The 18,216-nt window shown below is 68.4% G+C and carries 14 protein-coding genes and 1 pseudogene; 3 read left to right on the forward strand and 12 right to left on the reverse strand.

All coding sequences use genetic code 11. The features are described from left to right. Positions 1–17: 17 nt before the first annotated feature. The 9 genes and pseudogenes from AOZ06_RS62180 to AOZ06_RS26405 form a co-directional block, all read right to left on the reverse strand. Positions 18–614 (reverse strand): BBE domain-containing protein, encoded by a 597-nt coding sequence (locus tag AOZ06_RS62180; protein ID WP_417999972.1) that lies wholly within the window; start codon positions 612–614, stop codon positions 18–20. 489 nt (positions 615–1,103) lie between these two features. Further along, positions 1,104–1,703 (reverse strand): annotated as a pseudogene (locus AOZ06_RS62185) (FAD-binding oxidoreductase); the annotation flags it as partial. 112 nt (positions 1,704–1,815) lie between these two features. Then, complete coding sequence (locus AOZ06_RS26375; RefSeq protein ID WP_054291860.1) at positions 1,816–3,789, reverse strand: FAD/NAD(P)-binding protein; 1,974 nt, start codon at positions 3,787–3,789, stop codon at positions 1,816–1,818. Beyond that, positions 3,786–4,805, reverse strand: coding sequence for a methyltransferase (locus AOZ06_RS26380; protein ID WP_054291861.1), 1,020 nt, complete (start codon positions 4,803–4,805; stop codon positions 3,786–3,788). The genes AOZ06_RS26375 and AOZ06_RS26380 overlap by 4 nt, the downstream gene beginning before the upstream one ends. Before the next feature lie 39 nt (positions 4,806–4,844). Beyond that, positions 4,845–6,509, reverse strand: a complete 1,665-nt coding sequence (locus AOZ06_RS26385) for a class I adenylate-forming enzyme family protein (RefSeq protein WP_054291862.1) — start codon at positions 6,507–6,509, stop codon at positions 4,845–4,847. A 90-nt stretch (positions 6,510–6,599) separates the two neighbouring features. Beyond that, entirely contained in the window at positions 6,600–7,370 is a 771-nt protein-coding gene (locus AOZ06_RS26390) for an AfsR/SARP family transcriptional regulator (protein ID WP_054291863.1), read from the reverse strand. Positions 7,371–7,477: 107 nt separating this feature from the next. Continuing rightward, positions 7,478–9,151, reverse strand: a complete 1,674-nt coding sequence (locus AOZ06_RS26395) for an FAD-dependent monooxygenase (RefSeq protein ID WP_054296929.1) — start codon at positions 9,149–9,151, stop codon at positions 7,478–7,480. Positions 9,152–9,192: 41 nt separating this feature from the next. Beyond that, positions 9,193–9,969 (reverse strand): SDR family oxidoreductase, encoded by a 777-nt coding sequence (locus AOZ06_RS26400; RefSeq protein ID WP_054291864.1) that lies wholly within the window; start codon positions 9,967–9,969, stop codon positions 9,193–9,195. Between the two features lie 166 nt (positions 9,970–10,135). Next, the gene (locus AOZ06_RS26405) at positions 10,136–10,942 is read right to left on the reverse strand and encodes an SDR family NAD(P)-dependent oxidoreductase (RefSeq protein WP_054291865.1); all 807 of its coding nucleotides are present in this window, start codon (positions 10,940–10,942) and stop codon (positions 10,136–10,138) included. A 318-nt stretch (positions 10,943–11,260) separates the two neighbouring features. Between AOZ06_RS26405 and AOZ06_RS26410 the strand changes: the two genes are divergently transcribed. Further along, positions 11,261–12,910: an FAD-binding oxidoreductase gene (locus AOZ06_RS26410; protein WP_236952414.1), complete on the forward strand. Its 1,650-nt coding sequence runs from the start codon at positions 11,261–11,263 to the stop codon at positions 12,908–12,910. A 44-nt stretch (positions 12,911–12,954) separates the two neighbouring features. On the opposite strand, the gene AOZ06_RS26415 is transcribed toward AOZ06_RS26410, so the two are convergent. From AOZ06_RS26415 to AOZ06_RS26425, 3 genes are read right to left on the reverse strand one after another with little or no spacing between them, the layout of a single operon-like run. Then, positions 12,955–13,614 (reverse strand): class I SAM-dependent methyltransferase, encoded by a 660-nt coding sequence (locus tag AOZ06_RS26415; RefSeq protein WP_054291866.1) that lies wholly within the window; start codon positions 13,612–13,614, stop codon positions 12,955–12,957. Between the two features lie 32 nt (positions 13,615–13,646). Next, a complete protein-coding gene (locus AOZ06_RS26420) occupies positions 13,647–15,233 on the reverse strand; it encodes a 4-hydroxyphenylacetate 3-hydroxylase family protein (RefSeq protein ID WP_054291867.1) in 1,587 nt (528 codons plus the stop codon). 2 nt (positions 15,234–15,235) lie between these two features. Beyond that, positions 15,236–15,868 carry a flavin reductase family protein gene (locus AOZ06_RS26425; protein ID WP_218922067.1) on the reverse strand — a complete coding sequence of 211 codons (633 nt, stop codon included), beginning with the start codon at positions 15,866–15,868 and terminating at the stop codon, positions 15,236–15,238. A 194-nt stretch (positions 15,869–16,062) separates the two neighbouring features. On the opposite strand from AOZ06_RS26425, the gene AOZ06_RS26430 reads away from it, so the two are divergent. Together AOZ06_RS26430 and AOZ06_RS26435 are read left to right on the forward strand one after the other, a co-directional pair. Beyond that, positions 16,063–17,517 carry an MFS transporter gene (locus AOZ06_RS26430; RefSeq protein ID WP_054291868.1) on the forward strand — a complete coding sequence of 485 codons (1,455 nt, stop codon included), beginning with the start codon at positions 16,063–16,065 and terminating at the stop codon, positions 17,515–17,517. 50 nt (positions 17,518–17,567) lie between these two features. Continuing rightward, the gene (locus tag AOZ06_RS26435) at positions 17,568–18,203 is read left to right on the forward strand and encodes a cupin domain-containing protein (protein WP_054291869.1); all 636 of its coding nucleotides are present in this window, start codon (positions 17,568–17,570) and stop codon (positions 18,201–18,203) included. Positions 18,204–18,216: the final 13 nt, after the last annotated feature.

The raw sequence follows: 18,216 nt of genomic DNA on the forward strand, positions 1-18,216 counted from the left end.
GGCTCAAGCCGCACGTTTTACCGAGGGAGCTGGACCGACTGGCCGTGCCGGAATGTGTCACGCGGATCCCAGGCGGACTTCACCTGCTGGAGCCGCGGGTAGTTTTCCTTGTAGTACAGGGTGTACCACGGCACCGCGGACCGGTTCTGGCGCGGATCGCTCAGGTCGATGTCCGGGTAGTTGACGTAACAGCCGTCGGTCACGGCGTTGGGCACCGGGACGCCACCGGTGTCGGCGTACAGCTCCCGGTAGAAATCCCTCAGCCAGCTGATGTACCCGGCGTCGTCGGCCTGGTCGGACCACTGGACGTAGATGATCAGCTTCATCGCCGAGTCCCGGTGGGCGGAGGCGGTGGCGGTGGGCCGAGTCGCGTTGACCATGCCGCCGAAGGAGTGCAGTTGCGCCATCGCGGCGGGGTTGTCGATGACGGGACTGGTGAGGTGTTTGTAGAGCACGGCGACGTGCTTGTCCGGGAAGTTCTGACGCATGTAGGCCGACTTGTGGTCGGCGCGAATGGTCGGGTCGTTCACGTTCGTCGAACTGCCGACCGTCGTGCCGAGCTTGCGAGTGGCCTGCAACCAGGGGAGTCGCTGCACCGCTGCGAACTCGGGCATCGGGCCGTGCTCGCCGAACGCCGACGTCACCGCCCCGGAGGGCGCGTTGACACCGGTCCTCATCGCGGTGAGGAAGTCGTTGTGCAGCCGTTCGGCGTCCGGCACGGTCGCATCCGACTGGGTGACCAACGAGATCTGCCCGTGCGACCGGTGGGACAGGGTCAGCAGCGCGCAGAGCCCCTCGCTGCGGTTTCCCGGTGCGCTGTTGGCCACATGCCACGCGCCGAAGTTCTTCACCAAAGCCGTGAAACCGCTCCGGGTCAGCTCGCTCCACTCCCATGAGATCGCGCTGACGAGCACCTGCCTCGGTGGAGCGGGAAGCAGCGCGGCGGGGTCGGTTCCCCTCGCGCCGGGTGAACGGAACCAGTACCGGGTCACGACACCGAAGTTGCCGCCGCCACCGCCGGTGTGCGCCCACCACAGGTCCCGGTTGGGATCGGACTTCTCCCTGGTGGCCACCACCGCGCGAGCTGTGCCGCCGGCGTCGACCACGACCACTTCCACGGCGTAGAGGTGATCCACGCTCAGGCCGTACTGCCGGCACAGCATTCCCCAGCCGCCGCCGCTGATGTGCCCGCCGACGCCGACCGTGTAGCAGACACCGGCCGGGATCGTGACTCCCCAGAGCCGGTACAGCGTCTCGTAGACCTCCAGCAGGGTCGCCCCCGCCTCGACCGCGAACGCGTTGCGCGCGGCGTCGAAGTACACCTGCTTCATCTCGGACATGTCCACGACGAGCTGGACGTCCGCGTTGTAGACGAAATCCTCGAAACAGTGGCCGCCGCCGTGCACCGAGAGCCGTTTGCCCTCCCGCACGGCCTGCTGCACCACCGTGACGGTCTGCGCTGTCGAACCGACCAGCTGCACCGACTGGGGCCTGCCGATCCACCGCTGGTTGAGGCCGCGGACGAGATCGGTGTACCTGGGGTCCTTGGGCGTGACCGTGACCGGACTGAACAGCGCTTCGTCGTGACCGGCCGCGGCGGCGTGCGGCGTGCCGGTGCCCCCGAGCACCGCTGCTGTCCCCATCACTGTGGCGCTGGTCGACAGAAACCGCCGACGGCCCATCCCACTGGTGTCCCGTGTCATTGATGTCACCCTCCTTGACGAAGCGGAATTCCACCCGCGAACGGGCAGGCGGCGCGATCCAGAAGAAGTCAGGAGCCCGCGAAGCTGGCCGTCGGTGTACTGCTGAGAACCGTCACCGTGCTGCCGCCGCTGTCAGGCTTGCTCGTGCCACCGCGTCGGCATCGCTGAGGATCACCGAGTCCACCCCTGGCCTGATGCCGGCCGCGGTGATCCAGTGCACGGTCTCCGTCGGTACTCCGAAGGCGAACCGGCGCGGGTGCGGCGAGCCGTCGGCGTCGATCAGGTGGTACGGCCGCTGGGTGACGGCCAGGCCACCGGTCGGGTACGAGCCGCCGCCGAGGATCGGGATGCGGTGCAGCCGGGACTCACCGCGGGCCAGCAGGTTGCGCACCAGCGGGTCGATCGTGTGTCGCAGATCGGTCTCCGGCAGGCGTGCCTCGATCAGGGTGGTGGCGCTTTCCCGCAGGTCCGGCAGCATCCTCGAGCTGGCGACGAACCGGTGGGCGGCCACGTCCTGATCGACGACCAGGCCCGGCCCCATGATCGCCACGACGCCCGCGTCGATGAGCGCCACCAGTTCTTCGACGCGCTGAGCCGGGGGGCCGATCGACACGAAGGCGTTCAGCGGCATGTACCACCGCTGCAGGTCGTCGCGGTAGGAATCGCCGGAGAGGCGGCCGTGGTCGACCACGAGCCGGATCTCGTTGCGCAGATCGCGCAGCACATCGAGCGCGGCCTTGAGCGCGCCGTGCACGTTGCCCAGCCTCGCCTCGAGCACGTCGTTGTCCAAGTAGGACCGCAGCCAGCCGCGGAACCGCGCTGTGGTGGGAAGATCCACGCCGCCGTACGGCCGGTTGATCCGGCGCCAGTCCCACCGCTCGTCGTCGGCGATACCGGCACTCGACAGCAGCCTGTCCTCGGCCGCCGAGGTCACGCCCGCGAACGGGTCGGTCGCCGGGATCTCCTCGCCGGTCTGCCTTTCCTCCCACATGGTCGCCGTGAAGTACTGCAGGAACGACGTCGCGTCGCAGACGCAGTTGCGCTCGCGCACCATCGTGCCGTAGTAGACCGCGCGTACTTCGAGGTCGATCAGCGGCCACACGTCGCGGCGGAAGTTGACCGGCTCGCCCCTGGCCGCGTGCGACCGCAATTGCGCTATCACGTCCTCGGTCAGGAAGATCGGGTGGTGCCTGCCGGACGGGCCCTTCTGGTTCTCCCCGCGCGCCTGGTAGGGGATTCCCCGGCGGGACCCGGCCACGAGCCGCGGTTCCCGGCCGGAGCACTGGTAGGTGAGCGATCCGTCACCACGGCGGGAGAACCTGCCGCCACGGCCCACCGTCAGCAGCGCCATGTGGTCGAAGAAGTTGAGTCCCAGGCCGCGCAGGATGACGACCTCACCCGGACCGATGTCGTCGAGCACGACGTCGGCCGGGTTGCCCGGCGGCACGTACCGCAACCCGTGCGCGTCGGCGAACCGGCCCAGCGCGGCCTCGGCCCTGCCCGGCCTGGCCGGCAGGTGACCCTGGGCCAGCACCACCGCGTCCAGGTGCTCGATCATGCCGCCGTTGGTCAGCCGCAGCGACTGCGAACCACCGGGCGCTTCGCGCAGATCGGTCGCGCTGTCGGTGTGCAGTTCGATCTTGACGTTGACGGGTGCCGTGCGCAGCACACGCCGCAGCGTCCAGTTGAGATAGTGGCCGTAGAAGGACCGTGACGGGTACGAGTCCGGCCCGAGCCGCGCCGCCTCCTCGCGCACCAGGTCGGGAACCCGCCCGGGCGGCTCCATCACGGTCAGGAACCTGGCCCACTCGTGCAGACTCGGACCGGACACCACCGGCCCCGCGCAGGTCACGCTGTCGTCGACGAACATGCTGATCTGTGACGTCACCGTGTTCATCAGCAGCTCCGGGTCCTGGCTGTCGCGCCACACCTCGCCGCCGTGACCCACGCGGGGGTCCACCACGTGGATCACCAGGTCGTGCCCGGGCGCCACGCAGGCGGCGGCGTTGGCACACATCCGTTCCAATACCGACAGTCCACGCGGGCCGAGACCGACGACGCACACCCGGACGGTGGCGTCCGTCATGACGGCGCGGCCACCAGCAGACTGGTCTCCAGGGCGAGTTCGTGCACTGATTCGACACGAAGCCCGGCACCGTCCAGAACGGACTTGTAACCCGAGAGGGTCCGCTCCCTGCCGCCCGCCATCATCAGCAGGTGCAGGTCGAACAGCAGCGGCAGGACGGCGGTGCCGCCCTCGGGGATCGTCCTTTCGATGATCAGCAGCCGGGCCGAGTCGCTCGTCATCGCGCGCCGCACATTGGTCAGCAACGTGATGCAGGCGCTGTCGTCCCAGTCCTGCAGGATGCGTGAGAGCAGGTAAGCGTCCGAACCCGGTGGCACGGACTCGAAGAAATCACCGGCCACCACCTCGTAACGCCCTGGATCCACAGTGGTCTCCAGATGGTGCTGGGCGACCGGCAGCATGTGCTCGCGGTCGAGCAGCACGCCGTGCAGCTGTGGATACGCGCGCAGCACGGTGGACAGCAGCATGCCGCTGCCACCGGCCAGGTCGGTCACCGTGCGGCACCCGCTGAAGTCGTAGGCCCTCGGCACATCGGAGAAGAAGATGCTGCCCGCGTTCATCGCGCGCAGGAACTTCGATCCGGCGCCGGGCTCGCTCGCCAGGTACTCGTGCAGCGTGCGGCCGAACGCGTCCTCGAAGCCCGCGTGCCCGGTCCGTACGGCGGTCACCGCCGAGCCCCAGGCCCGGTGGAACTCCTCGCCGTACATCAGGCACATGTCCCGCATCGACCCGGCCACGTCGCCGCGCAGCAACTGCGACACCGGGGTCAGTTCGTAGCCGGTGCGATCGTCTCCGCCGAACACCTCGAGCGCGGTCAGCAGTCGCATCAGCCGGATGATGCCGTCAGGGTCGGCGTCGGCCTCGGCGGCCAGGGCGGCGCTCGTGGTGTGGCCGTGCGCGATGTGGTCGGGCAGCCGCAGCGCGACCGCCGCGTACAAGGCCTGGGTTCGCCAGGTACCAGTGACGATGTCGACCACTGTGCGGGCCGGCTCCTGTTGGGTCAGGGTGAGTGTCATGGGTGTGTTCCTCCGGTGCTCACTCGGTCGGGGTCGTGGTCACCAGCTGTCGAGCGCGGTGCCGGTCCGGACGGGTTCGGTGAGCACGTGCTGGTGACGTTCCCGCAGCACACGCTTGAGCACCTTGCCGGTGACACCGACGGGCAGGCTCGCACGGTCCGTGGCAACCACGACGGCCGCCAGCGTGGCCAGACCGGCGCGTGTCAGCGCGAGGTTGCACGAATCCAGTGCCGCCCGGGGCAGTGTGGCGCCGCCTTTGAAGAGCACGACGGCGATCGGGCTCGACATGGCGGGCGAGTCCGGGTCGTCCACCGCGACCACCGCGGCGTCGAACGCACCTGTCTCGGTCAGCACGATCTCCTCCAGTTGCAGGCTGTACACCGGACCGCTGCTGGTGGTGATCACGTCAGGGGTGCGGTCCAGGTGGTACCACATGCCGTCGGGGTCGTGGCGGACCACGTCGCCGGTGAGGAAGTACTCGCCGCTGCGCGCCTGGGCCGTCATGCCGGGCTCGTTGACGTATCCCGGTGTGATGCTGGGTGTGCGGACGCCGAGCAGGCCGGCCTGTCCGTCGGGCACTTCGTTGCCGTTCTCGTCCAGCACCACGGCTTTGCTCACCACGCGCACCGGTTCGCCGATGGCCCGGCCGTACCGCGTGGACTGGATGGTGTGCGCGTGCTTGAACAGGACCATGCCCATCTCCGATGATCCAAGACCGTCCACATAGGTCGAGCCGGTCCGGCTGAGTGCCAGCAACGGCCGGATGTGCCGTTCGTGCGAGGCGTCACCCATCCCCATCCACGTGTGCACGGCCTGTTTCGCCGGGGTGGACAGCGTCTCGACGGGAAGGTCGGCCAGCGACAACGGGAAACCGATCACCACGGTCGGCAGGAACGTGTTCATCGCGGCGGCGACCGCCGCGCCCGACGGGTCGTCGAGCATCAGGGTCGGCAGGCCGAGCATGATCGCCAGGCTGATGTAGCTGACGCCGGAGGAATGGCTGTGCGGCAACGCCGTCACCATCCGGTCGGTCACCGCGGACGGGAACTTCCACAACCGTTCCCGTTTGCCGACGGAGAACGTGTCGTGCGCGAAGGCTGTCGGCTTCGGCTCGCCCGTGGTGCCCGACGAGTGCGAGATGAGGACGAGGTCGCTCGGGACGTGCCTGTACCGGTGGCCGACGGCGTTGTGCATCGACGTGGCTTCCCGGTCCACGGTGCTGATGTCCGCGTTCAACGGTGCGACCGCGTCGTTCCAGCGGCCGTCCGCGTTGGTGAGGACGGTGGTGAGTTCGGGCAGCAGGACGGCGTCACCGACGACCATGGTGGTGTCGGTGTACCGGAAGTACTGCGCTGCCGTCATGGCTGCCATGTTCGGGTTCGCCAGTACCGTGATCCCGCCGAGACTGGTGATCGCGACGTGGTGCAGCACGCCCAGCAGTCCGTCTACTGTGTACACGCCGACCCTCGTGCCCGGCCCGACGCCGTTGGCCTGGTACCAGTTGCCGTACCGGATCACGCGATCGTGCAGCGCGCGCAACGAGAGTCCGTCCAGGCCGTCGGGACCCATCCGGTGCACGAGCGGCCGGTCCGGGTCGCGGGCCACCGCGCAGGCGTGCCAGAAGAAGTTCCCGGCACCCAGATCACGGTTCATCGACAGCCGCAGTCGTTGCACGACGGACCGGTGGGTGCCGAACAGGTACATGGCGCTTCCCCTGGCGTGTGGCGGAATTCGCGGACTTCACCGACGGTACGGCGGCGAAGTCACCTGGACGCTCCGCTTCTTGCCGTGACGCTACGCGGGTGTGCCCAGGTCGAGCGACAGCCTTGCGCCGCGGACCGGTGCGATCTCCAGATGGCGGTCACCTGACAGGATGCTGTTGTAGAGCCGCCGCAACGGATCCGACGGTGACACGCCGTGCTCCCGGGCCAACGTGGTGCGCAGAGCGTGGAACGCGGTCAGCGCGTCGACCTGCCGTCCGGAGCGGTACAGCGCGAGCATCAGATGGCTGAGCAGATCCTCGTCGGACGGGTGGCGGTGGACCAGCCCGCTCAGCTCGCTGAGCAGTTCGTGGTGCAGGCCGAGCCGCAACTCGACGCGGATGCGCTGGCTGACGACGTCGAGACGGCGGCGTTCGATTCCGGCGACGGCGGACGCGAGGATCGGCCCGGGCTCGATGTCCACGAGGGCGTCCGCGTGCCAGAGGTCGAGCGCGGAGTGGAACTGCCCGGCGGCGAACGTCAGCTCGTCACGCGTCAGCGCGAGCCGGGCGCTGGCCACTCGCGCCGTGAACACGTCGAGGTCCAGTTCTCCCGACTGCACGAACAACTGGTAGCCGTGCTGGCGGGTCACCAGCCGTGGTGCGTCGAGAACCCCGAGGGACCGCCGCAGTTGCATCACGTAGATGTGCACGGCCTCGATCGCACTGGCAGGCGGGTCGTACGCCCACAACTCGTGCAGTACCTGTGACATCGTGACGACGTGATTGGCGTTGACGAGCAGCAGAGCGAGTGTCTGACGCTGTTTCGGCGCGGTGGGTGCGACCTCGATGGTTCCCGTGGTCACCGATAACGGCCCGAGTATCTGCATTCTCATCTGTTCCGCCGCCCCGCAGTGGTCGATGAGTGGCGAATACCCGCTGCCCGGCCCGTCAACCGGATCCGGTCGCATTGTCAGCAGTGCCCGGCCGCGCGGGCGACGACTTCGCCGACGTCGCCGGGAATCCGGTCGCCACGCCACGCGACATGGTGGTCCGGCCGGATCAGCACGAGGTCCCGTCCGTAGACATCACGCACGAGGTCGTCGGCGATGTGCACGGTGCTGAGGGGTATCCCGTGCGCCTTGGCGGCTGCCGCGAAGGCCAGTGTGCTGTCGTCGTGACCGTTTCTCAGGCACAGCAAGGTGAATCCGGTACCGAACCGGTCGAACAACGAACTGTGCCTGCCGTGCGCGTCGTCGAGCCACACGTGTGGGGCCCGCCCGCCAGGCACGCCGGACGGGGTGTAGGTGGCGAACGCGTCGGACGGTGCCGGATCGCTTCCTGCGTCGACAATCGGTGATTGGTCGTAGCGCGCACCGAGTTGCACGCCGATCGTGTCCACCGTGAGCCTGCTGTATTCGGCGAGCCGTGTCCCGGTTCGCGCCCTGGCGGCTGCGCCGTCCGCCGAATCGTCCTCGAGGTTCGACGGGCGTTCGATCGTGCCGAGACTGAGGTTCAGCTCACGGGCGGCGGCGGTGTTGCGCAGCGCGATCGGTCTGCGTTCGGACTCGTAGGTGCCGAGCAGGCCGGGTCCAGCCCAGCCCTGGACCGCGGCGGCGAGTTTCCATGACAGGTTGGCGACGTCGTCGACCCCGGTGTTCATCCCGAAACCGCCGTTGGGTGTGAACAGGTGGGCCGCGTCGCCCGCCAGCAGCAGCCGGCCGGCACCGAATCGTTCGGCCACCAGTGCGGCGCCCGCTGTCCACAGCCGACGGCTGAGCACCTTGACCTCGGCCGGGACGCCCGCCGCCGCCCGAACGAGCCGGACAAGCTCGATGTCACCGGTGTCCGGCTTGACGGAACTGCTCAGCAGGAAGAACTCGTCGGCGCCGTCGAGTGCGATGAGGTTGACCGCGAGGTCGGCGTTGAACGCCCAGTTGCCCCACGCCCTGCGGTGCCCGAAGAACCCGCGGGACGAGCTCCGGACACGCAGGTGTGCCGCCGTCGTGCGGCCACCGAGGACGTCCTGGGTGACGGTTCCCGGCCCGGTGTAAGCCACACCGAGGTGCCTGCGCACGAAGCTGTGCCCGCCGTCGCACCCGACGACATAGGCGGCCCGTAATGTCCGTGGCTGTGCGGTGGACTGCCCGCGCCGTGCCGCGGTCACCTCGACGCCGTCTGCTTGTTCGTCCAGGCCGATGACTTCCCAGCCGTAGCGGGTCTCGATGTTGGGCCGGGTGGCGGCGTGCTCGACCAGCAGCTTCTCCACATACATCTGGTTCGCGCGGTGCATCGGCTCCGGCACCTGGTCGAACCGCTCCGCCGTCGCGACGGCCCGCAGCGCGGCGGCCGGGCTCGGGTGCCGGTCACGGGCGAGTTCGAACCCCGTGTACCGGGTGCGGAAGCTGATGTCGGTCGGGTGCTCCCAAGGCAGGCCCAGCCTGCGAACCTGGGCGGCGAGCCCGAGCGTGCGGTAGTGCTCCATCGTCCTGGCGTTGTGGGAACTGCCGCGCGGCAGCGCCGGTACGGTCTTCTCCGTGTCGAACACGACCGACCGCACACCGTGGTGATCGAGGAAGAGCGCCAGCAGCAGACCGATCGGGCCACCACCCACCACGGCGACGGGTGTGGCAGGCCACCGGTCCATCTCGGACACTCCGATCGTTCGGTGCTGCGACGGGGGAAGGCCTACAGCCGGGTGCCGCCGCTGACGTCGATCACCTGACCGGTGATCCACCTCGCGTCCTCGGATGCCAGGAACGCGACCACGTCCGCGACGTCCTCCGATCGGCCAACCCGGCCCAGCGCCGATTTGGCGGCGGTGTCCGACCACGACTGCTCGTCGGCGCGCAACCACTCCGCGTTGGAATCGGTGTCGATGAATCCGGGGGCCACCGAGTTCACGGTGATGCTCCGGCCGCCGAGGACCTTGGCGAGGATGAGGGTGAAGGTGTCGAGCGCGCCCTTCGTGGTGCCGTAGACGATGACGTCGGTCAGTGCCAGCCGGGTGACGACCGAGGAGATGTTGATGACGCGCCCGCCCGCGCTGAGCCGGTCCATGCCCTGCTGGACGATGAAGAACGGGGCTCGCACGTTCACCGCGTACATCTTGTCGAAGTCGGCGGGCGTGGCCGTCTCGAACGGGTCGCGCAGCGCCACTCCGACGTTGTTGACGAGAATGTCCACGCCGGTTTTGTCGTGCCCGGTGTACTTGGCCCGTTGCTCGTCGAATTCGGACCAGAATTGGCGGACGTCGCCATCGACGCCGAGTTCGGCCCCGAACGTGAACGCTCCGCCGCCTGCGGCCTCGATGGCGTCGGCTGTTTCGGCCGCGGCCTGCGAACCGTTCGAGTAGTGCACGCCGACCAGCGCACCGTCCGCGGCGAGACGCTCGGCTATCGCTCGCCCGATGCTGCGGCTGCTGCCCGTCACGACCGCGGTTTTCCCTGACAGTGTCCGCACCATGCTCGTCTCCCCGCGCGTGATCGGAATCGGTTCGGGCTCAGTTGAGAAATCGAGCGTATGGCCGGGCCGGCAAACGGGCACTCTGGTTCTTGCGACGGTTCCGCCGCGACCGCGCCGGGCAAACCGATGGGCCCCTGGCGAAAGCAGGGGCCCATCGGACCGGCGCTCAGAGCGACTTGAGGAATCCGCCGTCGACCACGAAGTCGGCGCCCGTGGTGCTGGCCGAACGCGGCGAGGCGAGCAGGGCGACCACGTCGGCGATCTCCTGCGGGTCGACGAGCCTGCCGGTCACCATGTTCATCATCTGCGGCGCCAAGGTGTCCATCACGGCGTCACGGTCGGCACCGGCCCGCTCGGCGATGATGTCGGCCGCGCCGCCCTCCTCGGTCCACCACGCTGTCCGCACGCCGCCGGGGGAAACGGTGTTGATCCGGATTCCCTGCGGGCCGAACTCCTCGGTGAGGACCTTGGTGATGTTGTTGATCCCGGCCTTGGCCGCGCCGTAGTCGACGTTGATCGGCGAGGGCTGGCGGCCGTTGCCCGAGGAGATGTTGATGATCGAGCCGCTGCCCCGTTCGAGCATCCGGGGGATGGCGGCGCGGATCGCGCGGACCGGCGAGAACAGGTTGAACTCGAACATCGCCTGCCAGTCGGCGTCGCCCGCCTCCAGGAACGACGAGCGCGGCAGCTTGATCCCCGGCGGCGGGCCACCGGCGTTGTTGACCAGGATGTCCAGCCCGCCGAAGCTTTCCACGGCCTGCGCGACGATCTGCTCCGGCGCCTCGGGGTTCATCAGGTCCACCGCGACGTGCACCAGGTCCTCGCCGGCCAGTTCGTCGAGCTCCGGGCTGCTCTTGCGCGAGGCGGCCACGACGCGGGCTCCCTCGAGCAGCAGCGTGCGGGTGATGGCCAGGCCGATGCCCTTCGAGGCTCCGGTGACGACGGCCACCCGGCCGGTGAGCTTGAGGTCCATGATCTTCCCATCTGCAGTTGTTCCCACCTCGTCCGGCGGGCGACGCGAAACGTGCTCGTAACCAGAGAACACCGCGCAGGCGAATCGGTTGCACTCGTGTGGCGGCTGAATGTGTCTTTTCGCCGGACGCACTCGGATATCAGCCGTTGACAGCAACATACGGAGCGTTCAGGCGGCTGGGCGCTCCGTATGTTGCTGTGTCGGAGGCCTGGTCATCCGGATCCGGCCGAAAATGGCCACATCGATACCCGATCGGGTTCTGACCCGAAAACAACCATAGCAGCCGAGGGGAAACCGATGACACAGTTGTCACCCAATGTGAGCAGACGATTATTCATTTCGGGAACAGCGGCGGTGGCGGGCGGTGCGGCCGCCGGGATCTCGGTGCCGGACGCGTCGGCCGGCACGCCTCTGCCGGGGACGCTGTCCGACGCGGTGGTCGTGACGCCCGCCAACCAGCAGTACCCGGACCTCATCACCGGGATGAACCAGCGATGGGTGGCCAGGCCGGAGGCGATCCACCTGGTGTCGACCACCGAGCAGGTCGTCGCGGCCGTCCAGTACGCCGTCCGGGCGGGCAAGCGGGTCAGCCTCCGCAGTGGCGGGCACTGCCTGGAGGACTTCGTCTACAACCCCAGCGTCCAGGTCGTGCTGGACCTGTCGGGCATGAACCAGATCGGGTTCGACGCGGCCCGCAACGCGTTCTCGGTCGAGCCCGGCGCGACGCTGCTGGAGGTGTACGAGAAGCTGTACTCGCTGTGGGGAGTCGTGGTGCCCGGCGGGATCTGCTACTCGGTGGGGATGGGCGGACACGTCGCCGGCGGGGGCTGGGGACTGTTGTGCCGCAAGCTGGGCCTGATCGTCGACTACCTGCACGCGGTGGAGGTGGTCGTGGTCGATGCCGCCGGCACTGCTCGCGCCGTCGTGGCCACTCGTGACCCCGCCGACCCGCACCACGACCTGTGGTGGGCCCACACCGGAGGCGGTGGCGGCAACTTCGGCGTCGTCACCCGTTACTGGTTCCGGACGCCCGGTGCGACCAGCAGGCTGCCGGGCGAAGTGCTGCCCAAACCGCCCGCGTCGGTGCTGTTGAGTGCGATCTCGTGGCCGTGGGCGGCGATCACCCCGGCGGCGTTCTCGGCCCTGCTGAAGAACTACAGCGCGTACCACGTCGCCAACTCCGCCCCGGACAACCCGCGGCGCGCACTGTGCAGTTTCCTGATGGTCAACCACAAGTCCAACGGCCAGATCGGTTTGGTCACGCAGGTCGACGCGACCGTGCCCGACGCGGACCGCATGCTGGAGGAGTGGCTGACCACGATGAACAGAGGCGTCGGCGTCCGGCCGGGAGCGCTCACCACGAGCATGGGCGAGTTCTCGGCCATGCCCCAGTTCGCCGCGCCGCGGCGACTGCCGTGGCTGCAGGCCACGCGTTTCCTCGGCACGACGAACCCGACGGTCAACGACCCGACCTTGCGTGCGGACTTCAAGTCCGCGTACATGCGCGCTGTCTTCCCCGACCGTCAGATCGCGGCGCTCTACAAGCACTTCACCAGCAACGCCATCGACAACCCGCAGGCGGCGCTCGTGGCGAGTGGGTTCGGTGGTGCGGTGAGCTCGGTCGCTGCCGGCGCCACGGCGTTCCCGCACCGCGCGGCGGCGTTCAAGCTGCTCTGGCAGGTCTGGTGGAGCGACCGCGCCGACGACGCCAAAACCGTGGCGTGGACGCGGGAAAGCTACGCCGACGTCTACTCCGACACCGGGGCCGTCCCGGTGCCCAACGCCGTGACCGACGGCTGCTACGTGAACTACGCGGACACCGACCTGAGCAATCCGGCGTTCAACCGGTCCTCTGTCCCGTGGTACACGCTGTACTACAAGGAGAACTACCCACGGCTGCGGCAGGTCAAGAAGAGGTGGGACCCGCGGGACGTGTTCCGGCACGGCCAGTCGGTCCAACTGCCCTGAACGAGACGGATTCCCGCGGGCGGCGACGCTCGCGGGAATCCCGCTCAACGCTTGACGGCGAAGGTCAGCCCGTCGGCGAACGGGAGAAGGCAGAGTTCGACCCGTGCGTCGTCGCGGAACCTGAGGTTGAACGCGCGCAGGGCGGTGGTCTCGTCGTCCTGCGCCGATTCGTCGATCACCGCGCCGTGCCACAGCACGTTGTCGACCAGGATCAGCCCGCCCTGGCGCAGCAGGGTCAGCGCCAGCTCGAAGTACGCCCCGTAGTTCTCCTTGTCGGCGTCGATGAAGACGAAGTCGAAGGTGCCGGCCGCGCCCGACTCGACAAGCTGGGTCAGCGTCGCGACGGCGTCACCGAGCCGCATGTCCACTTTGTCGGCGACACCGGCACGCTCGCAGAACTCCATGGCGATCGCCGTCCACTCCGGATTGTCGTCGCAGCCGACGACCACGCCGCCCTCCGGCAGCGCCATGGCGGTCGACACCAGGCTGTACCCGGTGAAGACGCCGACCTCGATGGCACGCCTGACCCCGAGGGCCCGGACCAGGACGTTGAGGAACTGCCCCTCCTCGGGGGAGACCTGCATGAGGCGCAGGGGCAGTTCGTCGGTGCGCTTGCGCAGTTCGCGCATCAGGCCGGGTTCGTCAGGGGAGACGCTCTCGACGTAGTCCTGCAGTTGCTCGGTCATCTCGACCTGGACTCTCATCCCGGATCCTCCTGGAGTGGGCGGTGTCTGTGTCAGGCTCTGCGCAGGAGTTCGTTCCTGCTTTCCCGGACCGCGGGGAACGAGTCCAGGTCGGGCACCCGCCAGCCGTCGAGGTCGTACTCCTCCAGGCACTTGTCGGCGAATCCCCGGTAGGCGTCGAGCTGCCCGTCGGCGTCCTGGGCCATCAGCATGTCGATCCGGATGGCCTCGTGGTTGCCGGAGTAGTTGCGCTCGTACAGCTCGTGCCGCCCGCCGAACTCCGTGCCGATGGCGTCCCAGAGCAGTTTCATGACCTTGACCCGGTTCACCGCGTCGTAGCCGTTGGAGCCGCGCACGTACTTGTCCAGGTACGGCCGGATCTCCGGGTTGCGGAAGTCCTCGGCACTGGAGTTGACGTAGATGAGTCCGGCAGCGACGTCCTGCTCGATGATCTCCTTGATCCGCGGGTAGCCGATCGTCATGAACCAGCGGTAGGCCATGCCGTACTCGAGCCGGGGCAGCAGGGCACCGTTGCGCCACTCCTGCGGGTTGCGCGCGGCGGCGTCGCTCAGTGCCCAGAACATGTTCCGCCACGCGATCACCTCGCCGACCCGCGCCTGCACACCGCGGAAGTCCTTCGTGCCGGTGATCTCCACCGCCTTGAGCAACAGCCCGGCGATGAAGTCGATCTTCACGGCGAGCCGGACGCAGCCGTGGAACGTCAGCCGCTCGAGGAACCCGGACTTGGCGGCGAAGTCGTTGACCTGCTCGGGATCGCCGTAGAGGAAGACGTTCTCCCACGGGATCAGGACCTTGTCCAGCACGAAGATCGTGTCGTTCTCGTCGAGCCTGCTCGACAGCGGGTAGTCGAAGGGGCTGCCCATGACCGCCGCGGTGGCCGCGTAGGACGGGCGGCAGATCAGCTTCAAGCCCGGCGACGACATCGGCACGGTGGCCACCAGCGCGAACTTCCGTTCCTTCAAGGGAAGCCCGTAGTGCGAGATGAAGTTGAAGTTGGTGATCGCCGACCCGGTCGCCACCACCTTCGCCCCGCTGACCACCAAGCCCGCGTCGGTCTCCTTCTCCACGTGCACGAAGACGTCCTTGACCTCTTCGGCGGGCCGGTGGCGGTCCACCGGCGGGTGGATGATCGCGTGGTTCCAGTACAGCACCTTCTCCTGTGACTCCCGGTACCAGCGCTTGGCGTTGTCCTGGAACGGCGTGTAGTAGTCGGAGTTCGCGCCGAGCGTGCCGAGGAAGGCGGCCTTGTAGTCCGGGCTGCGGCCCATGAACCCGTAGGTCATCCGGGCCCACTCGGCGATCGCCTCGCGGTCGCCGACCAGATCCTCGACGGTGTGCGGAGTGCGGAAGAACTTGTGGGTGTAGCCGTCGTTGCCCGTGTCGGTCGGCGCGGTCAGCACGTCGTGCTTGTCCGGATCGTGCAGTGCGTTGTAGAGCCGTGCGGTCATCAGCGCGGAGTTGCGGAACGCGGGGTGCTTGGTGACGTCCTTGACCCGCTCGCCGTAGATGTACACCGCTCGCCCGTCACGCAGGCTCTCCAGGTACTCGTCGCCGGTCATCGGACGGGTCACCGCGGCGGGATCCGCCGGGAGTGCGGGCGTGTGCTGGTGCAGCGACATGGTCAGTCCTTGTCGGTAGGGGGCGGGGTGCCCGCCTGCAGCAGGTCGTAGAGCTGCCACGGGCCGGCGGCCGGGTCGTCGAACGAGCCCGCCCACGCGTTGGGGTCCGGTTCGCCGTGCAGGTCACGGAACGCGCCGCGGTGGAACACGAGCGGCTCGCCGTCGTGGTGGTCGAAATGCCGCACCTCGCCCACGTACAGCAGGTGATCACCGCCCTCGTAGACCGCCCACGGCGAGCAGGCGAGAAAACCGAGGCACCCGCGCAGTCTCGGCGCGAGAGCGAACTCCTCCCATTCCACCGGCACGTCCGCACCGGCGCTCGCCCCGGCGAAATGCAGGCCGAGATCACGTTGCCGCGCGGCGAGGATGTTCACGCCGAACGCCGAATCCTCCAGCCGCGCACACAGTTGGCTCCGCCGGTTCAGCGACACCATGACCAGTGCCGGGTCGAGCGAGACCGAGACGAAGGCGTTGACGGTGGCACCATGCGCGTCGCCCGGGGTGCCGACGGTGACAACGGTGACGCCGGTGGCGAAGTGCCCCAGGCAGTCCCGCAACCCGACCGCCCGTCGGCGGTGGTCCGCCGCCTCGGGCGGGGACCGTCCTGTCCGGCTGTCGTCCTTGGCACGGAGCACGGGCGTTCCCCTTGTCAGTCCACGGCGAGCATCGGCACGCCGCTGGTCTCTTCGTCCGGCGAGGAGACTCACCGTCGCACGGGCGTCTAAAGGACCGAGCTAGCACGCAGGGCAGCAAGAAGCGGAGCGCAGCGGCGAATCAGGGCCCGTAGCGTCGGCGGCACCCGAAACCCGTGACACACTGGGGGAATGTGATGGCCGACCCGGTTGAGGCGATCCGCACTCGGCAGCCGGCCGCGCCGCTTCGGATGGACGCGAAGCAGAAGCGGATCCTGACCGTGCTGCTCGGCGCGCAGTTCATGCTGGCGGCGGACTTCTCGATCTTCACGGTGGCGTTGCCCGTGATCGGTGACAACCTGGGGCTCGGTCTCAGCGACCTGCAGTGGATCACCACCGGGTTCGCGCTGCCCGCCGCGGGCCTGACCCTGCTGTTCGGGCGAGCCGCCGACCTGGTCGGCAGGCGCAGGCTGTTCCTGGCAGGGATAGCCCTGCTCGCGATCGCGTCACTGGTGGGCAGCTTCGCGACGGGCCCCGGTGTGCTGATCGCGGCCCGTGTCGCACAGGGTGTGGCGACCGCGATCACGGTTCCGTCCGCGATGTCCCTGCTGACAACGTCCTTTCCGGAGGGCCCGTTGCGGCGGCGCGCACTGGGGATCAACGGAGCGCTGCTGGGCGGCGGCTTCACCGCGGGCGCGCTGCTGGGCGGACTGCTCACGGGCCTGTTGAGCTGGCGCTGGTCGTTCCTGATCAACGTCCCGGTCGCGGCGCTGCTTTTCGCGGGTGCGCTGCTGTTCATCCGCGACGCGAGCGAGCGTTCGACCGTGAAGCTGGACGTTCCGGGCGCGGTCACCGTCACCGCCGGGCTGCTGGCGCTGGCCTATGGCATCACCACGGCGGGGCACGCGGGATGGGGTGACGCCTGGGTCCTGGTGCTTCTCGGGACCGCGGTGGTGCTGCTGGTGGCTTTCTGGTTCGTCGAACAGCGCAGCCCGAATCCGCTGGTGCCGGTGTGGGTGCTCAAGCGGCGGACCGTCGCGCTGGCGAACTTCGGCGGTGTGGTGACCATCGCGATGGCGACCGGCATCTCCATCCTGATGACGCTGTACATGCAGGAAGTTCTGGGTTACTCGGCCGTCGTGACGGGACTCGCCCTCGGCGGCCCCGGACTGCTGGTGATCCTGGGCGGAGTGCTCGCGCCGCGTTCGATCGGCCGGTTCGGCAGCCCGAGGACGCTGGCTCTGTCGTTGCTGTTGCAGGCCGTGGCGTTCGGCGCGCTGTTGCTGCTCGGCACGGATCGCGTCGGCGTCGTGCTGATGGTGGTCGCGCTCGCCGTGGGGTTCCTCGGACACGCGTTCAGCCTGGTGTCCTACATGGTCACCGCCACGTCGGGACTCGCGGACCACGACCAGGGTCTCGCGACGGGGCTGACCACGATGAGCATGCAGATCGGCATCACACTGGGAATTCCGGTGCTCAGCGCGGTGGCCACCGCGCGTACCGGTGCGCTCGCGGGCACCACGGGCGAACGGGAAGCTGTCTTGGGCGGCCTGCACGCCGGAACTCTCGTCAACGCCGCCGTTCTCGTGGTCAGCGCTGTCGCGGTGTGGGCATTCCTGCGGCACAGCAACACGACGACTGAGCGCAAGTAAACCCCACTGACGCTCGCATACCGGGGCGTCACAGCAGAAAGAGACAGCACATGGTGGTCAATCCCGGCGAGGTCTACTACAACCCCAGGTGCCGCGAGAAGGTTGTCATCCGCACACCCGCGGCGCACACCAACGGTGAGCGCATCATCATGGACGTCTACGTCGATCCCGGCGGGTTCGTGGCCGGTTACCACAGCCATCCGTTCAGCGAGGAGCGGTTCACCCTCGTACGCGGCAGGCTGCGGGTGCACATCGCCGGTGAGGACGTCATCCTCAAGGAGACCGGGCAGTCGGTGCTCATCCCGCCGGGCAAGGTGCACCGCTGGTACAGCGACAGCGCGGACGACGAGACGTTCATGCTCTGCGAGCTGCGCAACAAGGCCGACCGGTTCGAGAAACTGGTGCTGCGCCAGCTGTTCGGCCTCGCCCAGGACGGGAAGACCAACGACGTGGGCGTACCGGGCCTCCTGCAGCGAGCCGTGACTCTGCCGGAGTTCGCCGACGTGGTCCGGTACGCCAGCCCGCCGTGGCCGGTGCAACGCGTGCTGTACGGCGCCCTCGCGCCGATCGCGCGGATGCTGGGCTACCAGAGCTGCAACCCGGAGTACATGGAACGCGCGCCGGAGGAGACCGCGGAACTGGAGGAACTCCCACCCGAGGTCGCCGCGCACCACCTGATCAACTGACCCTGACGTCCGC

Origin of the sequence: Kibdelosporangium phytohabitans (assembly GCF_001302585.1) — a bacterium.
GTDB classification, from domain to species: domain Bacteria; phylum Actinomycetota; class Actinomycetes; order Mycobacteriales; family Pseudonocardiaceae; genus Kibdelosporangium; species Kibdelosporangium phytohabitans.

Coding starts and splice junctions, on each gene's coding strand:
- AOZ06_RS26385 (WP_054291862.1), bottom strand. CDS start 6,509: ATGTACCTGTTCGGCACCCACCGGTCCGTCGTGCAACGACTGCGGCTG.
- AOZ06_RS26400 (WP_054291864.1), bottom strand. CDS start 9,969: ATGGTGCGGACACTGTCAGGGAAAACCGCGGTCGTGACGGGCAGCAGC.
- AOZ06_RS26375 (WP_054291860.1), bottom strand. CDS start 3,789: ATGACGGACGCCACCGTCCGGGTGTGCGTCGTCGGTCTCGGCCCGCGT.
- AOZ06_RS26395 (WP_054296929.1), bottom strand. CDS start 9,151: ATGGACCGGTGGCCTGCCACACCCGTCGCCGTGGTGGGTGGTGGCCCG.
- AOZ06_RS62180 (WP_417999972.1), bottom strand. CDS start 614: ATGCCCGAGTTCGCAGCGGTGCAGCGACTCCCCTGGTTGCAGGCCACT.
- AOZ06_RS26420 (WP_054291867.1), bottom strand. CDS start 15,233: ATGTCGCTGCACCAGCACACGCCCGCACTCCCGGCGGATCCCGCCGCG.
- AOZ06_RS26380 (WP_054291861.1), bottom strand. CDS start 4,805: ATGACACTCACCCTGACCCAACAGGAGCCGGCCCGCACAGTGGTCGAC.
- AOZ06_RS26435 (WP_054291869.1), top strand. CDS start 17,568: ATGGTGGTCAATCCCGGCGAGGTCTACTACAACCCCAGGTGCCGCGAG.
- AOZ06_RS26415 (WP_054291866.1), bottom strand. CDS start 13,614: ATGAGAGTCCAGGTCGAGATGACCGAGCAACTGCAGGACTACGTCGAG.
- AOZ06_RS26405 (WP_054291865.1), bottom strand. CDS start 10,942: ATGGACCTCAAGCTCACCGGCCGGGTGGCCGTCGTCACCGGAGCCTCG.
- AOZ06_RS26430 (WP_054291868.1), top strand. CDS start 16,063: ATGGCCGACCCGGTTGAGGCGATCCGCACTCGGCAGCCGGCCGCGCCG.